The organism is Streptomyces sp. NPDC088747 (assembly GCF_044751025.1).
Classification (GTDB): domain Bacteria; phylum Actinomycetota; class Actinomycetes; order Streptomycetales; family Streptomycetaceae; genus Streptomyces.
The window spans coordinates 25,401-45,478 of the sequence record NZ_JBIVKZ010000008.1 but is presented as its reverse complement, the minus strand read 5'-3'; the positions used below and the strand labels follow the sequence as shown (position 1 = coordinate 45,478).

The 20,078-nt window shown below is 70.6% G+C and carries 16 protein-coding genes; 7 read left to right on the top strand and 9 right to left on the bottom strand.

What is annotated here, in order from left to right; all coding sequences use genetic code 11:
• Positions 1-3: 3 nt before the first annotated feature.
• Positions 4-1,188: a dipeptidase gene (locus tag ACIP79_RS20075; protein ID WP_401225081.1), complete on the top strand. Its 1,185-nt coding sequence runs from the start codon at positions 4-6 to the stop codon at positions 1,186-1,188.
• A gap of 240 nt (positions 1,189-1,428) precedes the next feature.
• Entirely contained in the window at positions 1,429-2,616 is a 1,188-nt protein-coding gene (locus ACIP79_RS20070; RefSeq protein ID WP_401225079.1) for a dipeptidase, read from the top strand.
• 12 nt (positions 2,617-2,628) lie between these two features.
• Here the strand turns inward: ACIP79_RS20070 and ACIP79_RS20065 are convergent, their stop codons facing one another.
• Complete coding sequence (locus ACIP79_RS20065; RefSeq protein WP_401225077.1) at positions 2,629-3,024, bottom strand: VOC family protein; 396 nt, start codon at positions 3,022-3,024, stop codon at positions 2,629-2,631.
• A 30-nt stretch (positions 3,025-3,054) separates the two neighbouring features.
• Positions 3,055-3,414 carry a VOC family protein gene (locus tag ACIP79_RS20060; RefSeq protein ID WP_383680161.1) on the bottom strand — a complete coding sequence of 120 codons (360 nt, stop codon included), beginning with the start codon at positions 3,412-3,414 and terminating at the stop codon, positions 3,055-3,057.
• An 89-nt stretch (positions 3,415-3,503) separates the two neighbouring features.
• Between ACIP79_RS20060 and ACIP79_RS20055 the strand changes: the two genes are divergently transcribed.
• Positions 3,504-4,004, top strand: a complete 501-nt coding sequence (locus ACIP79_RS20055) for a CGNR zinc finger domain-containing protein (protein WP_401225075.1) — start codon at positions 3,504-3,506, stop codon at positions 4,002-4,004.
• Between the two features lie 251 nt (positions 4,005-4,255).
• On the opposite strand, the gene ACIP79_RS20050 is transcribed toward ACIP79_RS20055, so the two are convergent.
• Positions 4,256-5,599 (bottom strand): UDP-glucose dehydrogenase family protein, encoded by a 1,344-nt coding sequence (locus ACIP79_RS20050; protein WP_401225072.1) that lies wholly within the window; start codon positions 5,597-5,599, stop codon positions 4,256-4,258.
• A gap of 236 nt (positions 5,600-5,835) precedes the next feature.
• Here ACIP79_RS20050 and ACIP79_RS20045 point away from each other — a divergent pair, with 236 nt between their 5' ends.
• Positions 5,836-7,008, top strand: coding sequence for an acyl-CoA dehydrogenase family protein (locus tag ACIP79_RS20045; protein WP_383680158.1), 1,173 nt, complete (start codon positions 5,836-5,838; stop codon positions 7,006-7,008).
• 71 nt (positions 7,009-7,079) lie between these two features.
• Here ACIP79_RS20045 and ACIP79_RS20040 read toward each other — a convergent pair whose 3' ends face one another.
• Positions 7,080-8,342, bottom strand: coding sequence for an LCP family protein (locus tag ACIP79_RS20040; protein WP_401225070.1), 1,263 nt, complete (start codon positions 8,340-8,342; stop codon positions 7,080-7,082).
• 120 nt (positions 8,343-8,462) lie between these two features.
• Here ACIP79_RS20040 and ACIP79_RS20035 point away from each other — a divergent pair, with 120 nt between their 5' ends.
• Positions 8,463-9,011 carry an acyl-CoA thioesterase gene (locus ACIP79_RS20035; protein WP_383680154.1) on the top strand — a complete coding sequence of 183 codons (549 nt, stop codon included), beginning with the start codon at positions 8,463-8,465 and terminating at the stop codon, positions 9,009-9,011.
• 345 nt (positions 9,012-9,356) lie between these two features.
• On the opposite strand, the gene ACIP79_RS20030 is transcribed toward ACIP79_RS20035, so the two are convergent.
• Entirely contained in the window at positions 9,357-10,721 is a 1,365-nt protein-coding gene (locus tag ACIP79_RS20030; RefSeq protein ID WP_401225067.1) for an LCP family protein, read from the bottom strand.
• Between the two features lie 224 nt (positions 10,722-10,945).
• Here ACIP79_RS20030 and ACIP79_RS20025 point away from each other — a divergent pair, with 224 nt between their 5' ends.
• Positions 10,946-11,989 carry a glycosyltransferase family 2 protein gene (locus ACIP79_RS20025; protein ID WP_401225065.1) on the top strand — a complete coding sequence of 348 codons (1,044 nt, stop codon included), beginning with the start codon at positions 10,946-10,948 and terminating at the stop codon, positions 11,987-11,989.
• Positions 11,990-12,097: 108 nt separating this feature from the next.
• Here ACIP79_RS20025 and ACIP79_RS20020 read toward each other — a convergent pair whose 3' ends face one another.
• From ACIP79_RS20020 to ACIP79_RS20005, 4 genes are all read right to left on the bottom strand, one after another.
• Positions 12,098-13,645: an LCP family protein gene (locus ACIP79_RS20020; RefSeq protein WP_401225628.1), complete on the bottom strand. Its 1,548-nt coding sequence runs from the start codon at positions 13,643-13,645 to the stop codon at positions 12,098-12,100.
• A 555-nt stretch (positions 13,646-14,200) separates the two neighbouring features.
• Positions 14,201-15,949: an LCP family protein gene (locus ACIP79_RS20015; RefSeq protein WP_401225063.1), complete on the bottom strand. Its 1,749-nt coding sequence runs from the start codon at positions 15,947-15,949 to the stop codon at positions 14,201-14,203.
• A gap of 246 nt (positions 15,950-16,195) precedes the next feature.
• Complete coding sequence (locus ACIP79_RS20010; RefSeq protein ID WP_401225061.1) at positions 16,196-17,512, bottom strand: LCP family protein; 1,317 nt, start codon at positions 17,510-17,512, stop codon at positions 16,196-16,198.
• A 150-nt stretch (positions 17,513-17,662) separates the two neighbouring features.
• A complete protein-coding gene (locus ACIP79_RS20005) occupies positions 17,663-18,418 on the bottom strand; it encodes a TIGR03089 family protein (RefSeq protein WP_401225059.1) in 756 nt (251 codons plus the stop codon).
• Positions 18,419-18,557: 139 nt separating this feature from the next.
• Here ACIP79_RS20005 and ACIP79_RS20000 point away from each other — a divergent pair, with 139 nt between their 5' ends.
• Complete coding sequence (locus ACIP79_RS20000) at positions 18,558-19,973, top strand: peptidoglycan recognition protein (RefSeq protein WP_401225056.1); 1,416 nt, start codon at positions 18,558-18,560, stop codon at positions 19,971-19,973.
• The last annotated feature ends 105 nt before the right edge of the window (positions 19,974-20,078 follow it).

Genomic DNA, 20,078 nt, shown 5'->3' with positions numbered 1-20,078 from the left:
GCGATGAACTCCCTGCCGCTGGACGAAGCCCGCGCGTTCCTCGCCGAGTTCCCCGTGGTCGACGGCCACAACGACCTGCCCTACGCGCTGCGCGAACAGGTCCGCTACGACCTCGACGCCCGCGACATCGCCACCGACCAGAGCGCCCACCTGCACACGGACCTGGCGCGGCTGCGCGCGGGCGGGGTCGGCGCCCAGTTCTGGTCGGTGTACGTCCGCTCGGACCTGCCGGGTGCGCTCACCGCGACCCTCGAACAGATCGACTGCGTACGGCAGTTGATCGACCGTCACCCGGCCGACCTGCGGGCCGCGCTGACCGCCGCGGACATGGAGGCGGCGCGGGCCGAGAACCGTATCGCCTCGCTGATGGGCGCCGAGGGCGGCCACTCGATCGACAACTCCCTCGCCGCGCTGCGGGGGTTGTACGCGCTCGGCGTGCGCTACATGACCCTCACCCACAACGACAACATCGCCTGGGCGGACTCGGCGACGGACCACCCCTCAGTCGGCGGCCTGTCGGCCTTCGGCCGCGAGGTCGTCCGCGAGATGAACCGCGAGGGCATGCTCGTGGACCTCTCGCACGTGGCCGCGACGACCATGCGCGACGCGCTCGACACGACCGCCGCGCCGGTGATCTTCTCGCACTCCTCCGCCCGCGCGGTGTGCGACCACCCGCGCAACATCCCGGACGACGTCCTTGAGCGGCTGCCCGCCAACGGGGGAGTGGCGATGGTGACGTTCGTACCGAAGTTCGTCCTCCAGGCGGCGGTGGACTGGACTGCCGCGGCCGACGACAACCTGCGCGCCAACGGCTTCCACCACCTCGACACGACCGCCGAGGGCATGAAGGTGCACCGCGTCTTCGAGGAGACCAACCCGCGCCCGGTCGCCACGGTCTCCACGGTGGCGGACCACCTGGACCACATGCGCGAGGTCGCCGGCGTCGACCACCTGGGCATCGGCGGCGACTACGACGGCACGGCGTTCACCCCGGACGGCCTCGACGACGTGTCGAGCTACCCGAACCTCGTCGCCGAGCTGGCCGGCCGCGGCTGGTCCCGCGCGGACCTGGCCAAGCTGACCTGGCAGAACGCGGTACGGGTGCTGGGCGCGGCGGAGGACGTGGCCCGTGACCTCCAGGCCCGGCGGGGTCCCTCGAACGCGACGCTGGAGCAGCTCGACGGCTGAGCGGGGGCGAGTGCGGCTGGGTGCGGCGGGTAGGGCTGCCCATCTGTAGCCCGGGGCCAGCCCGGGTTCAGCGCGGGTCCAGCCCGGGTGCCGGCCGGGTGCGCCCGAGTGCCTCGGAGAGCCCGGGAGGCTTCCCGGTGGCAGGGCGTACCCCCAAACGCCCCACCCACCAGGAAGCCCCCCGGGCTCCGTGGAACGGTGGGTCTACTGCGAACACCGTCCAGCCCCCGGAGCGACGTCATGGCAGACCTGCAGGACGAACTGCACACGACCGCTGAAGTGGACGAGCTGGACCGGCCGGCCGCCTGGCCGCGGTCCGCGCCGCTGCCGCTCGACACCACCACCGAGGCCGTCCCGGACGCCGCGCCCGCCCCGGGGCCCGGAGTGGGCCCGGAGTCCCTGACCGCCTCCGCGGCCGACACCGACCCGCTGGAGCGGGCCCACGCCTTCCTCGCGGGCAACCCGGTCGCCGACGGCTACAGCGGTCTGCCCTGGGCGCTGCGCCATCTGCCCTGGTTCGACCTGGAGCTGGGCGAGAGCGCCGTGGACACGGACGTGCCGCGGATGCGGGAAGGCCACGTGGGCGCCCTGTTCTGGTCGCTGCACCTGCCCGAGGGCCTCGCCGGGGACCGGGCCGTCGGCGCCACCCTGGAACAGCTCGACCTGGTGCGGACCGTGGTCCGTGCCCATCCGGAGGGCCTGCGGATGGCCCACAGCGCGGCGGAGATCACCGACGCCCACCACTGCGGCCGGGTCGCCGTCGTCCTCGGTCCCGCGGGCGCGGGCGCGGTCGGCGACTCCCTCGGCATCCTGCGCAACCTGTACGCGCTCGGCCTGCGCGTCCTGACCCTCTCCAGGACGACCTGGGCGAGCGAGACCGGGCTGACCCGATTCGGCGAGGAGGTGCTCCGCGAGATGAACAGGCTCGGCGTGCTCGCCGACCTCTCCGGCACCTCGGAGGCCACGATCAGCCGCGCCCTCGCCGTCTCCAAGGCGCCGGTCCTGTTCACCCGCTCCGCGGCCCGCGCGCTGCGCCCCCACCCGGCCAACCTGCCCGACGAGGTCCTCGTCGAGCTGGGCACCGCCAAGGGCCTCTGCCTCGTCCCGCTCACCGCCGAGCAGACGGGCCCCTCCGTGCGCGACGTCGCCGACCACCTCGACCGCGTCCGCGCGCTGGCGGGCGCGGAGTGCGTCGGCCTGTCGGGGACGTACGACTCCGGTGCCGCCCACCCGCAGGACCTCGCCGACGCGTCCTGCTACCCGAACCTGATCGCCGAGCTTCTCACCCGCGGCTGGTCCGCGACCGACCTCGCCCTGCTCACCTGGGGCAACGTCCAACGCGTCCTGCGCGGCGCCGACTTCACCGCCAGAGCGGCCCAGCAGCGCCGCAAGCCGTCCGCGGCGAAGATCGCGGAGCTGGACGGCTAGCAGCGGCAGCCGCTACGCCGACTCGATCCGGCAGAGACAGAACGGGTGCCCCGCGGGATCGGCGTACACCCGGAAGTCCCTCTTGCCGCCCTCGTCGTCCAGGTCCAGCGGGCCGGCGCCGAGGGCGAGCACCTTCTCCTGCGCGGCGTCCATCTCCGCCCAGGTGCTTCCGGCGTCGAGGTCGAGGTGGAACTGCTGGGAGTCCTGGTCGGCCCGCGGCCACTGCGGCGGGACGAACCCCTCGGCCCGCTGGAACGCGAGCCGGATGCCGCCAGGGACCTCCAGGACCACCCAGTCGTCGTCCTCGGCCCGGGGCGTGCCGCCCAGCACGTGCGCGTAGAACTCGGCGAGAGCGCGGGGGTCGGGACAGTCCAGTACGACGGAACGGATACGTGCCACAGGTGCCATGACGTCCTCCGGTTCGATGGTGGCGGGACCTCAGCAGGCGCAGAGACAGAACGGGTGCCCCGCGGGATCGGCGTACACGCGCCACCCGCGCGACCGGTCCTCCGCGTCGAGTACCCGCGCCCCGAGCGCCAGCACGCCCTGCTCGGCCGCGTCCAGGTCGTCCACGGTCAGGTCCAGGTGGAACTGCTGCGAGTCGTCGCCCGCGGGCCACTTCGGCGGTACGTGTCCGGGGGCGGCCTGGAACGCCAGCGGCGAACCGCCCGGCACCTCCAGGTCGACCCAGTCCCCCTCGCCCCGCACCGTGCCGCCCAGCACCTCGGCGTAGAACCCGGCGAGCGCGCGGGGGTCGGGACAGTCCAGGACGACGACACCGAGTTTCGCGAGAGCCATGACTTCCTCCCAGGGAGACGGTTACCCACAGTCCTCATCAAGAGGTAACGGTTACTTGATGGTCCCGCATTGGGGGTAACGTCGCAACCATGAGTGGAAGAGTGCCCGCACCGGGGAGCCTGGCTCTGGTGGAGACCCTGGTGAACACGGTGGACCTGGAGTCGGGCACGGACGCCCTGGACACGGCGGAAGGACGCGCCCGGTTCGACGTGGCGGAAGGGGACCTGGCGGCGGCGCGCGAACTGCGGGAGTCCCTGCGGGTCGTGTGCCTGGCCCACGCGGGCCACCCACCGCACCGCGAGGTGACCCCGCTCCAGGAACTGCTCACCGCCGCCCCGCTCCTGCTCACCGTCTCCGCGGCGGACGGCTCGGCGACGCTGGGCCCCGCGCACCAGGGCCCGCTCGTCTCCCGCGTGGCGGCGGCGATCGCGGAGGCGCTCGTCGAGGGCACCTGGCCGCGCCTGAAGGCATGCGAGGCCCCGACCTGCCTCTGGGCCTACTACGACCGCTCCCCGGCCGGCCGCGGCCGCTGGTGCTCGATGTCGGTCTGCGGCGCCCGCGCGAAGATGCGCCGCTACCGGGCCAAGTAGCCCGCTGCTCCCCACAAGACTGGCCCGTGCGCCACGGGGGACACCTCGTGCACCACGAGAACACCTCGTGCACCACAGAACACCTTGGGCAACACGAGGTGCGTAATCAGGCCACCTCCGCCGCCGCGACGGTGGAGAATGTGCGACGACGCCGATCCGGCCGACTGAGCCTCGGCCGGATCGGCGTCGTCCGGCTGGCTTCAGGCTGTGGGACGCGCTTGAGGCGGTGGGCTTGAGGGGTGGGACGGACCTCAGGCGGTGGGACGGCCCATCGCGCGGTAGGTCCAGCCGGCGTTCCGCCACACCTGCGGGTCCAGCGCGTTGCGTCCGTCCAGGACCAGCCGCGTCGTGACCGCCTCGCCGAGCACCGCCGGGTCCAGCTCGCGGAACTCGCTCCACTCGGTCAGGTGCAGGACGACGTCGGCGCCGCGTACGGCCTCTATGGCGGTGTCGGCGTACCCGAGCGTCGGGAAGAGCCGGCGCGCGTTGTCCATGCCCTTCGGGTCGTAGACCGTGACCTGGCCGCCCTGGAGGTGGATCTGCCCGGCGACGTTCAGCGCGGGCGAGTCCCGTACGTCGTCCGAGTCGGGCTTGAACGAGGCGCCGAGCACGGCCACCCGCTTGCCCAGGAACGATCCGCCGCCGAGCGCCTGCCGGGTCAGCTCCACCATCTGCCCGCGCTGGCGCATGTTGATGGAGTCGATCTCGCGCAGGAAGGTCAGCGCCTGGTCCGCGCCCAGCTCACCGGCGCGCGCCATGAACGCCCGGATGTCCTTCGGCAGGCAGCCGCCGCCGAACCCGATCCCGGCCCGCAGGAACTTCTTGCCGATCCGCTCGTCGTGCCCGATCGCCTCGGCCAGCCTGGCGACATCGCCGTCGGCGGCCTCGCACACCTCGGCCATGGCGTTGATGAAGGAGATCTTGGTCGCGAGGAAGGAGTTCGCGGCGGTCTTCACCAGCTCGGCGGTCGGGAAGTCGGTCACCACGAACGGCGAACCGCCGGAGACCGGCGTCGCGTACACCTCGCGCAGCAGCTTCTCGGCGCCCGCGCTGCGCACCCCGACGACGATCCGGTCGGGACGCAGCGTGTCGCCGACGGCGAAGCCCTCCCGCAGGAACTCCGGGTTCCAGGCCAGCTCGGCGTCCGCACCGGCGGGCGCGAGCTCGGCGAGCCGGGCGGCCAGCCGGTCCGCGGAGCCGACCGGCACGGTGGACTTGCCGACGACCAGCGCGGGGCCGTGCAGGTGCGGGGCGAGCGACTCGAAGGCGGCGTCGACGTACGACATGTCGCACGCGTACTCGCCGTGCTTCTGCGGCGTGTTCACGCACACGAAGTGGACGTCTCCGAAGGCGCCCACCTCGGCCCAGTCCATGGTGAAGCGCAGCCGCCCGCTGGACCCCTCGATCCCGGCCACGTGCTTGCGCAGCAGCTCCTCCAGACCCGGTTCGTACATCGGGACCTCGCCCCGCCTGAGCATCTCGATCTTCTCGGGGACGACGTCGAGTCCGAGGACCTCGAAGCCCAGCTCGGCCATGGCCGCGGCGTGTGTGGCGCCGAGATATCCGGTGCCGATCACGGTGATCTTGAGGGCCATGGGGTGCTCCTGGGGTGAACCGGGTGGGATGCGGGCCCGAGCATAACCGGGGCATGCGACGGCCCCTCAACGGGCAACTTTCCCTCTGTCGCCAAGCTCACGTATCCCTGCCGTGGGCAGGCCCCTAAAATTTGGGTTACTTAACGGTAGTTAGCGTCGCCGTCACAGCGTTCAGCACTCTCGTTCAGCACTCTTGTCCAGCACCCTTATCCAGCATCCTTGGAGCGTGAGAGACCTTGGCCGGATCGGCTGACTTCGACCTGTACCGCCCGTCCGAGGAGCACGACATGCTCCGTGACGCGATCCGTTCGCTGGCCGAGGCGAAGATCGCGCCGTTCGCGGCCGCGGTGGACGAGGAGGCCCGCTTCCCCCAGGAGGCGCTGGACGCCCTGGTCTCCTCGGACCTGCACGCGGTGCACGTACCCGAGTCGTACGGCGGCGCGGGCGCGGACGCGCTGGCCACGGTGATCGTGATCGAGGAGGTGGCCCGCGTCTGCGCGTCCTCCTCCCTGATCCCCGCGGTCAACAAGCTGGGCTCGCTCCCCGTGATCCTCTCCGGTTCCGAGGACCTCAAGAAGAAGTACCTAGGCCCGCTCGCCAAGGGCGACGCGATGTTCTCGTACGCCCTCTCCGAGCCGGACGCGGGCTCCGACGCGGCCGGCATGAAGACGAGGGCCGTCCGTGACGGCGACTTCTACGTCCTCAACGGCGTGAAGCGCTGGATCACCAACGCCGGCGAGTCCGAGTACTACACGGTGATGGCGGTGACGGACCCCACGAAGCGCTCGAAGGGCATCAGCGCCTTCGTCGTGGAGAAGTCGGACGAGGGCGTCTCCTTCGGCGCCCCGGAGAAGAAACTCGGCATCAAGGGTTCCCCGACCCGCGAGGTCTACCTCGACAACGTCCGCATCCCCGCCGACCGCATGATCGGCGAGGAGGGCACCGGCTTCGCCACCGCGATGAAGACCCTGGACCACACCCGCATCACGATCGCGGCCCAGGCCCTCGGCATCGCCCAGGGAGCGCTGGACTACGCCAAGGGCTACGTCCAGGAGCGCAAGCAGTTCGGCAAGGCCATCGCCGAGTTCCAGGGCATCCAGTTCATGCTCGCCGACATGGCGATGAAGATCGAGGCCGCCCGCCAGCTCACGTACGCGGCGGCCGCCAAGTCGGAGCGTGTCGCCGCCGGAGGTGGAGAAGGTGACCTCACCTTCCAGGGCGCCGCGGCCAAGTGCTTCGCCTCGGACGTCGCCATGGAGGTCACCACCGACGCCGTCCAGCTCCTCGGCGGCTACGGCTACACCCGCGACTACCCCGTCGAGCGCATGATGCGCGACGCGAAGATCACCCAGATTTATGAGGGCACGAACCAAGTTCAGCGGATCGTGATGGCGAGGAACCTGCCGTAGCGGCGGACGAGAACAGGTGAGGGGCACCCGGACGCCGGGTGCCCCTCACCTGTTCTCGTCGTGAGGCGGGCTCAGTTGCCCGAAACCGTCACCTTCTCGTCGTTCTTCAGCTCGTTCACCAGGGTCTTGACCTTGGCCTTGTCCCAGAGGAGGTTGCCGTTGGAGGAGCCGGCGATCGGCATGTTCATGGACTTGCCGTCGCCGCCGCTGACGCTCTTCATGGCCCAGAACATGTCGGCGAGGTCCCACAGGCTCATGTCCTTGTCGACGATGAGGCTGTCGAGGCCGGCGCCCATGGTCGGGTAGAGCTTGAAGGGGTTCAGGACGGTGCCCGGCGTCGCGACCTGGTTGGCCAGCGCCGAGAGGAACTTCTGCTGGTTCTTCGTACGGTCGAGGTCGCTGCCCGCGAGCGCGTAGCGGGTACGGACGAACGCGAGGGCCTGCTCGCCGTTGAGGGTCTGCTTGCCCGCCTCGAAGTCGGCGCCGGACTTGGAGTCCTTCATGCCGCCCTTGGGGATCTCGATCTCCACGCCGCCGACCGAGTCGACGATGTCCGCGAAGCCCGCGAAGCCGATCTCGACGTAGTGGTCGATACGCAGCCCGGTGTTGAACTCGACGGTGCGCACCAGCAGTTCGGGCCCGTCCTCGGCGTACGCCGCGTTGAGCTTCACCTCGCGGCCCGTGCCCTGGTACGTCTTGCCCGACTCGGAGCCCACGAAGCTCGGGATCTCCACGTTCGAGTCGCGCGGCAGCGAGACCAGCGTGGAGCCGTTGTCGCCGGTGTGCAGGATCATCATCGAGTCGGTGCGCTTGCCGTCGGCGGAGCCGGTGTGCAGGTCCTTCTTCTCCTCGGCGGACATGCCCTCGCGGCTGTCGGAGCCGACGATCAGGTAGTTCGTGCCCTCGCCGGCCTCGGGGCGGTCGATGACCTTGGAGAGGTCCACGTCACGGTTGAGCTTGGAGTCGGCCCAGAAGTACGTGCTCACGGAGACCACAAGGAGCAGCGTCACCAGGGTGATCAGGCCCCACTTGATCCGCCGGCCCCAATTCGGCGCGCGGCGCGGACCCGGTGCCCCGCCCGGTCCCTGCGGCCCGCCGCCGTTCGGCGTGCCGTAGACCTGGCCCGAGTTGTAGCCGTTGTCGTACTGGTCGCCGTACCCCTGTCCGTCGACGTACGTCGGCTGCTGGGGCACGCCGCCGTAGGGCGGCGCGGACTGGCCGGGGCCCGGCTGGCCACGGCGGACCTGCCGCATGACGCGGGCGCTCTCCGGCTGTGAGCCTGCGCTGCCGCGTCCGTAACGGTTGCTGCGGTTCTCGTCGGGCCAATCGCTCATGCGGACCAGTGTGCAGTGCCGCACTGTGCGCCATACAAGAGAGTGAGCAGATTCATGTCATGCCTGTTGCAGAGCTGATGCAAAACGGACTTTGTGCGCCCCCGGCATAGGGTGGACGCCATGACAGACCAGGCCTCCGGCGCGGAATCCGATATTCCGGGCAAGCCCACCTCCGCGTCCCGAACCACCCTCAGCCACATCATGAGCCACAACGACACCAACCTTCTGGGCACGGTGCACGGCGGCGTGATCATGAAACTGGTGGACGACGCGGCGGGCGCGGTGGCCGGACGGCACTCCGGAGGTCCCGCCGTCACCGCCTCGATGGACGAGATGGCCTTCCTGGAGCCCGTCCGCGTGGGCGACCTGGTCCATGTGAAGGCCCAGGTGAACTGGACCGGTCGTACGTCCATGGAGGTCGGCGTCCGGGTCCTGGCCGAGCGCTGGAACGAGTCCACCCCGCCCCAGCAGGTCGGTTCGGCCTACCTGGTCTTCGCCGCGGTCGACGCCGACGGGAAGCCGCGCCGGGTCCCGCCGGTCCTCCCGGAGACCGAGCGCGACGAGCGCCGCTACCAGGAGGCCCAGATCCGCCGCACCCACCGGCTCGCCCGGCGCCGCGCGATCATGGAACTGCGCGAGAAGCGCGCGGCGGAGGGCCTGGACGAGTAGAAACAGGGCCCGCTGCCGGACGAGACGAGCAGGGCTCGCTGTCGGACGAGCGTGGCCGGCAGGCAGGCGCTCCGTCGGCTGCTCCGGCGGCGCCCCCGCCCCGCGGCGGCTGCGGCGCTGATGACCGGGCTGCGGCGCCGGTGAACGGGTTATCGCCGGTGAACGGGCTGCGGTGCCGATGACCGGGGCACGGTGCCGGTGAACGGGCTGCGGCGTCGGTGACCGGGCCATGGTGCCGGTGAACGGGCTGCGGCGTCGATGACCGGGCCACGGTGCCGATGACCGGGCTGCGGCGCCCATGGCCGGGCTGCAGCGCCGATGACCAGGCCACGGCCGATGGCCGGGCTACGGGCAGACGACCTGGTCCCCGGTCGTCACGCCGGACTCCCCCTGGTACGGATCGTCGGCCCGTACCTTCCGCACCTCCTTGAAGTCCGCCCCGGCGGTCACCTTCAGCAGCGGCCCCCGCCCCTCGACCGCGCGCAGCTCGGCCCCCGGCAGGGCCGCTGCGAGGGACTTCGCGGAGCGGTCCCAGCGGGGGTCGTAGGAGACGACGGTGCGCTTCACGGTGCGGACCGCCGCGCCGACGGGCTGCCGGGTCGTACGGAACCCGGTGGCGGCAAGCGCGCTGTCGACGCGCTTGCCGAGGCCCTCGGTGGCCGTGCCGTTCTCGACCTGGACGCGGATCTGCTGCGGGGCCACGTCGACGCGCAGGGCCTTGTCGGCGCGCGGCTTGCGCACCGACAGCGGCCTGTCCTCGCGCAGCGCCTTGAAGAGCTTCGCCGACTTGGCGGGGTCCCACTTCAGGGTCGAGCCGACGCCCTTGACGGCGTACCCCATCACCCCGATCGGCACAGTGGTGAACTCGGAGGACGACGGCGAGAAGTCCCGCATCGCCCGCCCGAGGTCGAGGAGTTCGTCCGTGCCGAACCCCTTGTCCGCGCGCACCGAGCCGAGCACGGCCCGGGTCACGTCACGGAACTTCATCGGGTTCAGCAGCACCCCCGAGGAGGTGGCGCGGGCGATCAGCGCCGCCAGGAAACGCTGCTGGCGCTGCATCCGGCCGAGGTCGGAGGATCCGTCGGCATGGCGGGAGCGGACGTACTGGAGCGCCTGCCCGCCGGTCAGCCGGTGCGAGCCCGCCGCCAGGTCGAGTCCGGTGTAGGAGTCCTTCAGCGGCTTCACGGAGCAGATCTCCACGCCGCCGAGCTCGTCCACCGTCTTCATGAAGCTGATGAAGTCGACCTCCAGATAGTGGTCGATCTTCACGCGGGTCATGCTCTCCACCGTGCGCACGGTCAGCTGCGGCCCGCCCTCGGCGTACGCCGCGTTGATCTTGATGGGGTGCGAGCCGTGCTTCTCGCCGGTGATCCGGTCGGTGTGCGCGGGCGTCTCGGCGTACGAGTCGCGCGGCAGGCTCACGACGCTGGCCCGCTCCCGGTCCTCCGAGATGTGCACGATCATGATCGTGTCGGTGCAGTGGCAGGGCTCGCCGCCCAGCCGGTATTTGCGCCGCTCCGCCTGCGAGATCTGGTCCCGGCCGTCGGTGCCGACCAACAGCACGTTCATTCCGTGGCCGGCTTCGGGGCGGTTCTTCATGTCCTTGAAGGGGTCGACCCGGGAGATGTCCGCGTCCAGGCTGGTGACCACCGCGTGCCCGATGCCCGCCGCGGCGAGCACCACCACCGAGAGCGTGGTCACCGCCCGCATGGCCCAGCGCGGCTTCCTGCGCTGTGCGGGGGGCCGCCGGGAGGGCGAGGGCTGCGGGCGACGCGGGGGGCGTGCGGGGGAGCGGGGCGGCGTGGGCAAGGGGGAACCTCCGCGAGGGCCGGCCGTGGGATCCGTGAGCACCGTAAGCCCATACGATCTGCGGCCCGGGACGAAGGGAGGGCGGCGCGCGACCGTGTCCCCCGTTCGCGGTAACGTGACGTCCGATGAGCGAGAAGTCTGACGTGCGGTCTCCCGCCGTTTCTGTGATCATGCCCGTCCTCGACGAGGAGCGGCACCTGCGCGGGTCGGTCCAAGCGATCCTGGCGCAGGAGTACGACGGCGAGATGGAGGTGGTGCTCGCCATCGGACCGTCCTCCGACCGTACGGAGGAGATCGCCGCCGAACTGGTGCGCGAGACCGCGTCCCATGACAACAAGCGCGTGCACACCGTGCCGAACCCGGCCGGCCGCACCCCCGCCGCGCTGAACGCCGCGATCAAGGCGTCCCGCCACCCCATCGTGGTACGCGTCGACGGGCACGGCATGCTCTCGCCGAACTACATCGCGACGGCCGTACGTCTCCTGGAGGAGACCGGCGCGCAGAACGTCGGCGGGATCATGCACGCCGAGGGCGAGAACGACTGGGAGCACGCGGTCGCCGCCGCGATGACCTCGAAGATCGGGGTGGGCAACGCCGCCTTCCACACGGGAGGCGAGGCCGCGCCCGCCGACACGGTGTACCTCGGGGTCTTCCGCCGCGAGGCGCTGGAGCAACAGGGCGGCTACAACGAGGAGTTCATCCGCGCCCAGGACTGGGAGCTGAACTTCCGGATCAGGGAGGCGGGCGGCCTCATCTGGTTCTCGCCCGAACTGCGGGTGTCGTACCGCCCCAGGCCGTCCGTGCGCGCGCTCGCCAAGCAGTACAAGGACTACGGGCGCTGGCGTCATGTCGTCGCCCGCTTCCACGAGGGCTCCATCAACCTGCGCTACCTCGCCCCGCCGACCGCGGTGTGCGCGATCGTGGCGGGTGTGGTGGTCGGCGCGGCGCTGACGCCCTGGGGTTTCGTCGTCCCCGGCGGCTACCTCGCGGCCATCGCCCTCGGCTCGCTGCCCGCGGGCAGGGGCCTGCCGCTGAAGGCGCGGCTGCAGATCCCGCTCGCCCTCGCCACGATGCACATGTCCTGGGGCTGGGGCTTCCTCACCAGCCCGCGGTCACTGGCACGGAAGGTGATCGCGTCACGGCGCCCGGCGGTGCTCACCTCCAACTGAGGTGTTTCGCTTACGAGTTGGGCCCCTCTCCACCGGAGAGGGGCCCAACTCGTGTTCATGCGAGGTGCATCGGCTACCAGGCGCCTTCGGCCACCAGGGTGTTCTCGGCTACCAGGTGTAGTCCGGGTCGACGTGCATGCAGGCCTTCTTGTCGGCGCCGTTGAGGGCCTCCGCCGTGTCCGGCGTCGTGTTGTCCTCCGCCTCGGCCTTGTACGCCGTACCCTCACGCCAGTCCGCGCCGACCACCAGGGTGACCCCGGAGACGTCCGTCGACTTCTGCACCGAACTCGTGGGGATGCCAAGGGCCTTGGCCACCCGTCGGGCGTCGCCCTCCAGGTCGGCGTTCGGGTAGCGGACGAGCGTCTTCTCCGCGGCGGTCGCCTGAGTCTGTTCCGCGGTGGCCTGGGTAAAGCCCTTGCCGACCAGCAGTTCGGCCACCGTGCTCGCGCGCCCGCCGACCGGGGACTGCGTCGACGTCCGGGTGCCGTTGACCACGGCCACGCCGATCTTGTCGTCCGCGGCCGCCGGGTCCGTGGAAGCCTTCTCGGTCGTCGTCTTCTTCTTGTCCTTACCGTCGAGCGAGATGTCCTCGCGCACGAGACGGAACAGCTGCTCCGCGTCCTCGGTGGGCACCACGCGCGCGCCGACGTAACGGTTCGGCATGGTCGTCATCGTGATCCGGCTCGGCTCGACCTTCTTCAGCTCGTTGCTGAGGTTGTAGAGCTTCGTCACGGTGCCCAGGCCCTTGTCGACGGTCAGCGCCGTGGTGGCCGTCTCGGCGAGCTTGCGCAGCTTGTTGGGGCTGGAGATCGTGGCGTTCTTGCGGAGCTGGCGGACCATCGAGTTCATGTACTGGTGCTGGGCCTCGGCGCGCGCCAGGTCGCTGCCGTCCTCGAAGCCGTACCGCGTGCGCAGCCACTCCAGGGCCTGCTGCCCCTGGATGTACGTGGTGCCCTTCTCCAGCTTCAGGCCCGAGCCCTTGCCGGTGGACGTGTGGGAGTAGATGTTGGCGTCCACACAGACCGGGACACCGCCGATGGCGTCGGCCATCGACACCACACCCGAGAAGTCGATCTGCATGAAGTGGTCGATGTGGATGTCGGTGAGCTTCTCCCAGGTGGCCACCGTGCAGCCGGGACCGCCGCGGCCCAGCGTCTGGTTGGTCATCGTGGGAACGGTGCTCGCCGCGTACACCTCGCCGTCGTCCGGGTCGGTGCACTTGGGAATGTCCACGAGGGTGTCGCGCGGCATGCTGACGACCGACATGTTGGTGCGGTCGGCGGAGAGGTGCAGGAGCATCTGGACGTCCGCGAGCGGGGTGCCGCCGAACGTCTCCTTCGCGCCGCCCAGTTCCTGGTTCTCCTCGGTGTCCCGGGCGTCCGAGCCGATGAGGAGGATGTTCAGCGGGGTCTGGCCGGCCGAGTTCGCCTTGGACTCGGCGGCGCGGTCCTTCGCGTCGCCGATGTTCAGGTCGTCCTTCTTGATGTTGTCGTTCAGATGCTCGTAGTAGAGGTAGCCCGCCCCGGCGCTGCCGAGTATCAGGACCGCCAGGACCATCGCCGACCAGCGCAGCACGCGGCGTCTGCGGCGCGGGCGTCCAGCGCCTGGGCGCCTGCCGCCGCCGTTCGGCCCGTTCCCCTGCGGCTTGAGGGCCATGGTGTCCTCAGCCGTCCGGCCGTCGGCTCCCTGACCGGAGCTGTCACCGGCGCCCTGCCCGGACTTGCCGCCGACGCTCTGCGCCGGCTTGCCGCCGGCGACGCGCGTCCACCTGCTGCCGGATTCCTGACCCGACTTGCCTCCGGCTCCCTGACCGGAACGGCCGCCCGTTCCCTCACCGGATTCGGCGCCGGCGCTCGTGCCCGCGCCGGAGGTACCGGCGGCCCGCTGACGGGCTTCGCCGGTCTCTGCCTGCCGGGCGTTGCCGTCGGCCCGGCGGCCGGGAGCGCCGTCCGTCACCGGAGCGGTCTCGCCGTCGGCCCCCCGGCCGGGCTCACCGCTCCCGTCGTACAGGCTGTCGTCCCAGCCGAGGTCACCGGCTCCCCGGCCGTGTGACTGCGATTCCTCCCCGCGCACACCACTTCGCGCCATCTCCCTGCCCCTCCCCACCCTGCGCCTGACAAACGGGCCCGTCCCGCGTCCAGTTGAACGTTTCTCGCGTCCTGGCCGGACGCGCTGTCGTCCTGTTGGACGCGTGACGGACCCGTCAGGTCATCACTTGGCGCACACTGTTTTGTCCGCGGTGGACTTCTCGACCGTGTCCGGCGCCTTTGTCGGAGCGGTCAGGGACACCCCCGCGCCCTTGAAGTCCTTGCCCAGGGTCAGCACGATCGCGGGCAGCCCCTGCGAGTTCGTCTCGCTCTTGCCGGGCTTCATCGCCGAACCGGACAACCCCATGAGATCCGCCAGCTTGCGTGCCTGGTCGGCCTGGTCAGGAGAGTACTCGAGGGTCGTCTTGCTCAGCGTCTCGTCGGCGTTGCCGAGCTGGCTGGACTTGGTCACGCCCTCACCATTCTGCAGCCAGTTAAGAGTTTCCTGTGCGGAGCCGGACTCGGCACCGCCGTTGTAGATGTTGACGCGGACGTCGGCGGCCTCGGACTGGGTGCCCTTGAGACGGGCGGCGACCGCGGCCGCCTCCTTCTTCTGCTGTGCCTTCACGGTCGTGAACGACACGTCGTCCTTGATCATGTCGAAGACCGGCTGAGCCGTTGTCGGGTTGACGACGACCGTCGCCTTGACCACCTCGGCGGGGTTGTCGATGACCGGCGTCGTGAGGAAGGTGATGTTCTTCGTCGGCACCTTCTTCAGTTGCAGCGCCACGTCCTTGAGCGTGCTCACCTTGCCGATGCCGGTGTCCACGGTCAGCGCCTTGGTGGCGGCCTCGGCCAGCTTCACCAGCTTGGCGGGGTTGGTGAGGGTGTCGCTGGAGGACATCTTGCGCATCAGCGAACTGAGGAACTGCTGCTGGATCTTGATGCGGTCGAGGTCGCCCGCGTTGCCGAAGCTGTGCCGGGTGCGGAGGAAGGCGAGTGCCGTCTCACCCTCGATCGTGTGCTTGCCGGCGGAGAGCTTGAGCTTCGAGTCGTCGTCGTCGACGTCCTTGGCGAGACAGACCTCGACGCCGTCCACCGCGGTGGTCAGGGTCTTGACCGCGTTGAAGTCGGCCATCATGAAGTGGTCGACGGAGATTCCGGTGGCCGCCTTGACCGTCCGCATCGTGCAGCCCGGGTCCCGGCCGTCCTGGCCGAGGCTGGTGTTGAAGCGGACGTCCGTCGAGCCCGGGATGACCTTGGTGCTGCCGTCCGACTGCTTCGTCTCGCAGTCCGGGACGTCGACGATCAGGTCGCGCGGAATGCTCAACGCGGTCGCGTTCGAACGGTCCTTGGAGACGTGCAGCAGGATCGTGGTGTCGGCGTGGCCGACGCTGCCCGAGTCGCCGTACTTCTCGTTGCCCTCACCGGTGCGCTTGTCCGTACCGATGATGAGGATGTTGAAGGCCTCGTCCTTGCTGAAGCTGCTGGCGCCCGCGCTGCCGATGTCCGTCGTCTGGACGTTGCCCTCGAGGTGCCTGAGGTAGAGGTACCCGCCGGCACTGGCGGCGACGACCACGAAGGCCATCGTGCCGCCGGTCCACAGCAGGATCTTCTTCGCCCGCGACTTCTTCGGCTTCGTGCGTCCCCGCCGCCGCCCCGGAGGCGGTTCGGCGGGCGCGCCTCGGCGCCTGCGCGGCCCCGGCACGTCGGTGTCGGGCAGGCCCGGAGAGTCTCCGGGCCTGCGGACCGGCGTGGTACGGGTGCCTGTCGGGGCGCTCCCCGCGCCGCGGTCCGGTCTACGAGGACCGGGGACCGGTGATTGCGGTGCGGAAGGCCGCAGTCGCAGTTCGTAGTCGCCGGTGTTCGGGTTGAGTACCCACTGGTCTGCGGGATCGATATCGTCCGCCCGCCCACGGCCTTGCGCGTCCACGGTTGCTTAAGTCCTCCGTCGGGGCCACGCGGCGCCTTTTCCCCCTACAAAAGGCGCTCGTCAGTCGGTCCAGCAGTGCACGACCGCAGGACAGACCTGTAGGCCGGAGCACCGGATCGCTCACACTATCCGGCCAGTTCGGCGTCAAGCGACGACAGTGACAAATTGCACCTGCCTACAACTGGGCAATCCGCCCTATTTCTCAGAGAGTTCTTAGTTCAGGGGTTCCAGGCCTTGACGGGGGTTTTACTCGCACGTGTCTTCGGCGGCCGTGTTCCCCCGGAAAGTGGGGGCCGGATCGGGGGTGGCCGAGGATCCGGCGGGTCCCTTTCCGCCCGGTTTCCCGTCCTCGTGCGAGAAGTCGAACGCATCTCCGTCGTCGCTCTCGAACGAACTCGTCGCGACGGAATCCGCCGTGTCCGCCGTGTCCGCCGTAGCCGCCGCGTCCTCCGGGAGGTCCTTAGAGACCGTCACCGGTTCGTCCGCCCGCAGCCGAGCGAAGAGCTCCTGCGCCGCGGGCTCCACGAGCTGGTCGCGGTTGGCGTTGTGGACGTACGACGTCCGGGGCACGGTCAGGAACCGGACCTGGTCCGTGGGGATGTCGCGCATCCCGCGCACCAGGTCGTACAGCCCGCGCAGACTGGCCAGCGCCGGATCCGTGGTCAGCGACGAGGTGGCCGCGTCGAGCACGGGATAGAGCTTGGTGGGGTTGAGCAGGACGTCGTTGCCGCGCACCTTGTTGACGAGCGCGCCGAGGAAGCGCTGCTGGCGGTCCATCCGGTCGGTGTCGCTGCCGTTGCCGATGCTCTTGCGGGCGCGGACGTAACCGAGGGACTGCTCGCCGTCGAGCGTCACCTTGCCCGCGGGCAGCTTCAGCTTGGCCTCCTTGTCGTCGATCGGCTCCCGCAGGCAGACCTGCACGCCGTCGACCGCGTCGACCATCTCCTTGAAGCCGTTGAAGTCGACGACCATGTGGTGGTCGACGCGGATGTCGGTGAGCTTCTCGACGGTGCGGATCGTGCAGGCCGAACCGCCCTTCTGGAACGCGTAGTTGAACATCGCCAGCATCGGTTCGGTACGTCCGCCGTCCGGCCGGCGGCAGCTGGGCACGTCCACCATCAGGTCGCGGGGCAGGGAGACGGCGGTGGCGCTGCGCCGGTCCGCGGCGAGGTGCAGCAGGATCGTGGTGTCGGACCGCTCGGTGCCGGAGTCCCGCCCGTACTTCGCGTTGCCGTTCCCGGCCCGCGAGTCCGACCCGATCAGCAGGATGTTCTGCGCGCCGCGCACCAGCGCGGTCGGCCGTTCCTTCTCGTACCGGGCGAGCTCCGCCGCGGCGTCGTTGTCCGCGGTGATGTTCCCGCTCAGTTTCTCGTACGCCGCCCAGCCCGCGCCCGCGGCACCGACCAGCAGGACCGCGACACCGGCCGAGGTGTGGCGCAGCCAGCGCCTGCGGCGGCGTATGACACCGGCGCCGGTGGGCGTGGCGCCGAGTTCCGGACCCAGGGCGCCGGGGGTGGCCGTCGGCTCGGGCGCTCCGGAGGACGTGCCTGCGGTGTCGGTCACGTCGGAGTCCACCCCTCCTGGCGTACGAGCGTGTCGCGTACTGCGTGCTCCTACGACCATGGCCCGGGGCGGGACCCGGGGGTGGACGCTGATGGGCCGAACGGATTACGCCGGGCGTCGCGGACCCGGGCTGATCCGAACGGACACCCCCTAGCGGGCCGTGGCCGTCACCCGCTCGCTCTCGATCCGCTTGGCGAGCGCGTCCTCGCCGAGTTGGCCGAGGTGGCGGCAGAGCACCACGGACCCTCCGGTGGCGAGTGCCGCGTACAGCCCCGCGCTGAGCCCTTCCCAGGTGTCGTACGGCAGCGCGGACAGGATCCGCGACCCCGGCCCCGTCAGGCCGAGCGGCAGCGCGTCCGCGCGGGCCCGCTCGACGACCTCCGCCCCCGTGTACTGCGCCCCGGCGACGACCAGCGCGGCCTCCTCGGGATCCACGGGCGCGTACGCCTGGAAACGGTCGCCCTGGGTCGGTACCTCGACGGCGTAGTCGGCGTAGCCGGCGGGCGGCGTCGGGAAACGCCGCCCGAGGGGCGCGAGGGAGAGCGCGACGCGGTCGCCGGAACAGGCGAGGCCGGCCTCGAACTCGCCGGGCCCGGCGACGACGTGGTCCGCCGCGGCCGGATCGCCCCCGACATCCGCGACGACACCGACCGAGGAGCACGCCAGCAGCCACACCGCGGTCTGCCAGTGCGCGGGCAGCAGCAGCGCGACCCGGTCGCCGGGTCCGGCGGACAACTCGTTCTGGAGGAGGTTGGCGGTCTTGGCCACCCAATTGGCGAAGGTGGCCACGGACAATTCGATCCGTTCGCCCGTGGCGTCGTCGTAGAAGGTCACCAGAGGGCGCGCGGGGTCCGCGGCGAGCGCGGATCGCAGCAGGTCGGCGGGGGTGCGGTCGGTGGCGGTCACGCGGGCAAGCGTACGCGGGGGAGGGGGCGCGCCGGGGGCGGGGCGGAGCTGCAGGGCCACCGGTTCGGACGAGTGACACCCGACGGCCCGTCAATTCCCCGATAGACAGATATGTATGACTATGTCCAGGATCAGGGGCATGCGTGGATTCCTTGTTTCCTCGGTCGGCGTCACCTGTGCGGCCGCTCTCGCCCTTCCGCTGGCCCTGTCCGCTCCGGCGCAGGCCCGCCCGCCGGCGGTGACATCCGAGCCCGCTGTCCCCGGCAGTACCCAGTCCCTGCCGCTCGCCCCGCTCGGCGGTGAGCGGGCCCTCGGCTCCGGCGCCCTCGAACAGGGCCTCACCCGCCGCGACGTACGGCCCTTCTCGCTCGTCGGCATCGTCTGGGACGACCCGGCCGGCGAACTGCGCGGCCGGGTCCAGGTCCGCACCCGTGCCGTCGGCACCGGTCACTGGTCCGGCTGGCAGGACGTCGATACGCACAACCACGAACACGCGCCGGACCCCGGCACCGCCGAGGCCGCGTCGTCCCGGGTGCGCGGATCCACGGCGCCGCTGTGGGTCGGTGACTCCGACGGCGTCGAGGTGCGTGTCCAGGCGGAGGCGGACGCGCGCGCGACGGCGGCCGGCGATTCGCTACTCCCCAGGGGGATGCGTCTCGAACTCGTCGCCCCCGGCGCGGACGCCGCCCCGGCAGGCGCGCGACCGGACGTCCGGCGCGCCGGTGCGCCACTGGGGCTCGCGCGCGGTGATGCGCAGGCGCACGCCCCGCGTGCGGGCGCACTCTCCACCGCGTACGCCCCCGAGTCCGCCGATACCACCGATCTCGAAACCGCTGCCTCCGGCGAGGTACCCGAGCTCGCCTCGAACGTGATCCCCGCGCTTTCCCAGCTGGAGACGGAGGCCGAGTTCCTCGCCGAGCGTCCGGCGGGCGACCAGCGTGTGAAGCCGCACATCGGCCCGCGTCCGCGCATCGTCACCCGCAAGGGCTGGGGGGCGAACGAGAAGCTGCGCGAGCGCGGCTTCGTGTACTCGAAGAGGGTCAAGGCGGCCTTCGTGCACCACACGGCCTCGGGCAACAACTACCGCTGCTCGCAGGTCCCTTCGGTCATCCGCAGTATCTACCGCTACCACGTGGTGAGCAGTGGCTGGCGGGACATCGGCTACAACTTCCTCGTCGACAGGTGCGGGAACATCTACGAAGGCCGCGCCGGTGGGGTGGCGAAGGCCGTGACAGGGGCCCACACTCTCGGTTTCAACACCGACAGCATGGGGATCGCCGTCCTCGGCAGCTTCGGCAAGACGAAGCCCTCGAAATCAGCCGTAACGGCCATCGCGAAGCTCACGGCGTGGAAACTGGGCCTCTTCGGTGTCAATCCGCGCGGAAAGACATATCTGAAGTCCGGCGGTGGCAATCTCTACAAAAAGGGAAAGAACGTACGACTGAACGTGATCTCCGGCCATCGGGACGGGTTCAGCACGGAGTGTCCAGGTTGGCAGATGTACACCAAGCTCGGCACTGCCCGTAAGGCGGCGGCCAAGTATCAGGGCAGGTAGACGGCCGGGCAGCACGGGAGGAACCGCACCGCCGGCCGTCGAAAGCGCCATCGAACGGTCTGCATACACTGGCCGGCCGAAACACAGTTCGGCCGGTCCCGGCAG

Excerpts from the sequence above, each read along its gene's own strand:
- ACIP79_RS20075 (WP_401225081.1), top strand. The coding sequence starts at position 4 with ATGAACTCCCTGCCGCTGGACGAAGCCCGCGCGTTCCTCGCCGAGTTC.
- ACIP79_RS20070 (WP_401225079.1), top strand. The coding sequence starts at position 1,429 with ATGGCAGACCTGCAGGACGAACTGCACACGACCGCTGAAGTGGACGAG.
- ACIP79_RS20065 (WP_401225077.1), bottom strand. The coding sequence starts at position 3,024 with ATGGCACCTGTGGCACGTATCCGTTCCGTCGTACTGGACTGTCCCGAC.
- ACIP79_RS20060 (WP_383680161.1), bottom strand. The coding sequence starts at position 3,414 with ATGGCTCTCGCGAAACTCGGTGTCGTCGTCCTGGACTGTCCCGACCCC.
- ACIP79_RS20055 (WP_401225075.1), top strand. The coding sequence starts at position 3,504 with ATGAGTGGAAGAGTGCCCGCACCGGGGAGCCTGGCTCTGGTGGAGACC.
- ACIP79_RS20050 (WP_401225072.1), bottom strand. The coding sequence starts at position 5,599 with ATGGCCCTCAAGATCACCGTGATCGGCACCGGATATCTCGGCGCCACA.
- ACIP79_RS20040 (WP_401225070.1), bottom strand. The coding sequence starts at position 8,342 with ATGAGCGATTGGCCCGACGAGAACCGCAGCAACCGTTACGGACGCGGC.
- ACIP79_RS20035 (WP_383680154.1), top strand. The coding sequence starts at position 8,463 with ATGACAGACCAGGCCTCCGGCGCGGAATCCGATATTCCGGGCAAGCCC.
- ACIP79_RS20030 (WP_401225067.1), bottom strand. The coding sequence starts at position 10,721 with ATGCGGGCGGTGACCACGCTCTCGGTGGTGGTGCTCGCCGCGGCGGGC.
- ACIP79_RS20025 (WP_401225065.1), top strand. The coding sequence starts at position 10,946 with ATGAGCGAGAAGTCTGACGTGCGGTCTCCCGCCGTTTCTGTGATCATG.
- ACIP79_RS20020 (WP_401225628.1), bottom strand. The coding sequence starts at position 13,645 with ATGGCCCTCAAGCCGCAGGGGAACGGGCCGAACGGCGGCGGCAGGCGC.
- ACIP79_RS20000 (WP_401225056.1), top strand. The coding sequence starts at position 18,558 with ATGCGTGGATTCCTTGTTTCCTCGGTCGGCGTCACCTGTGCGGCCGCT.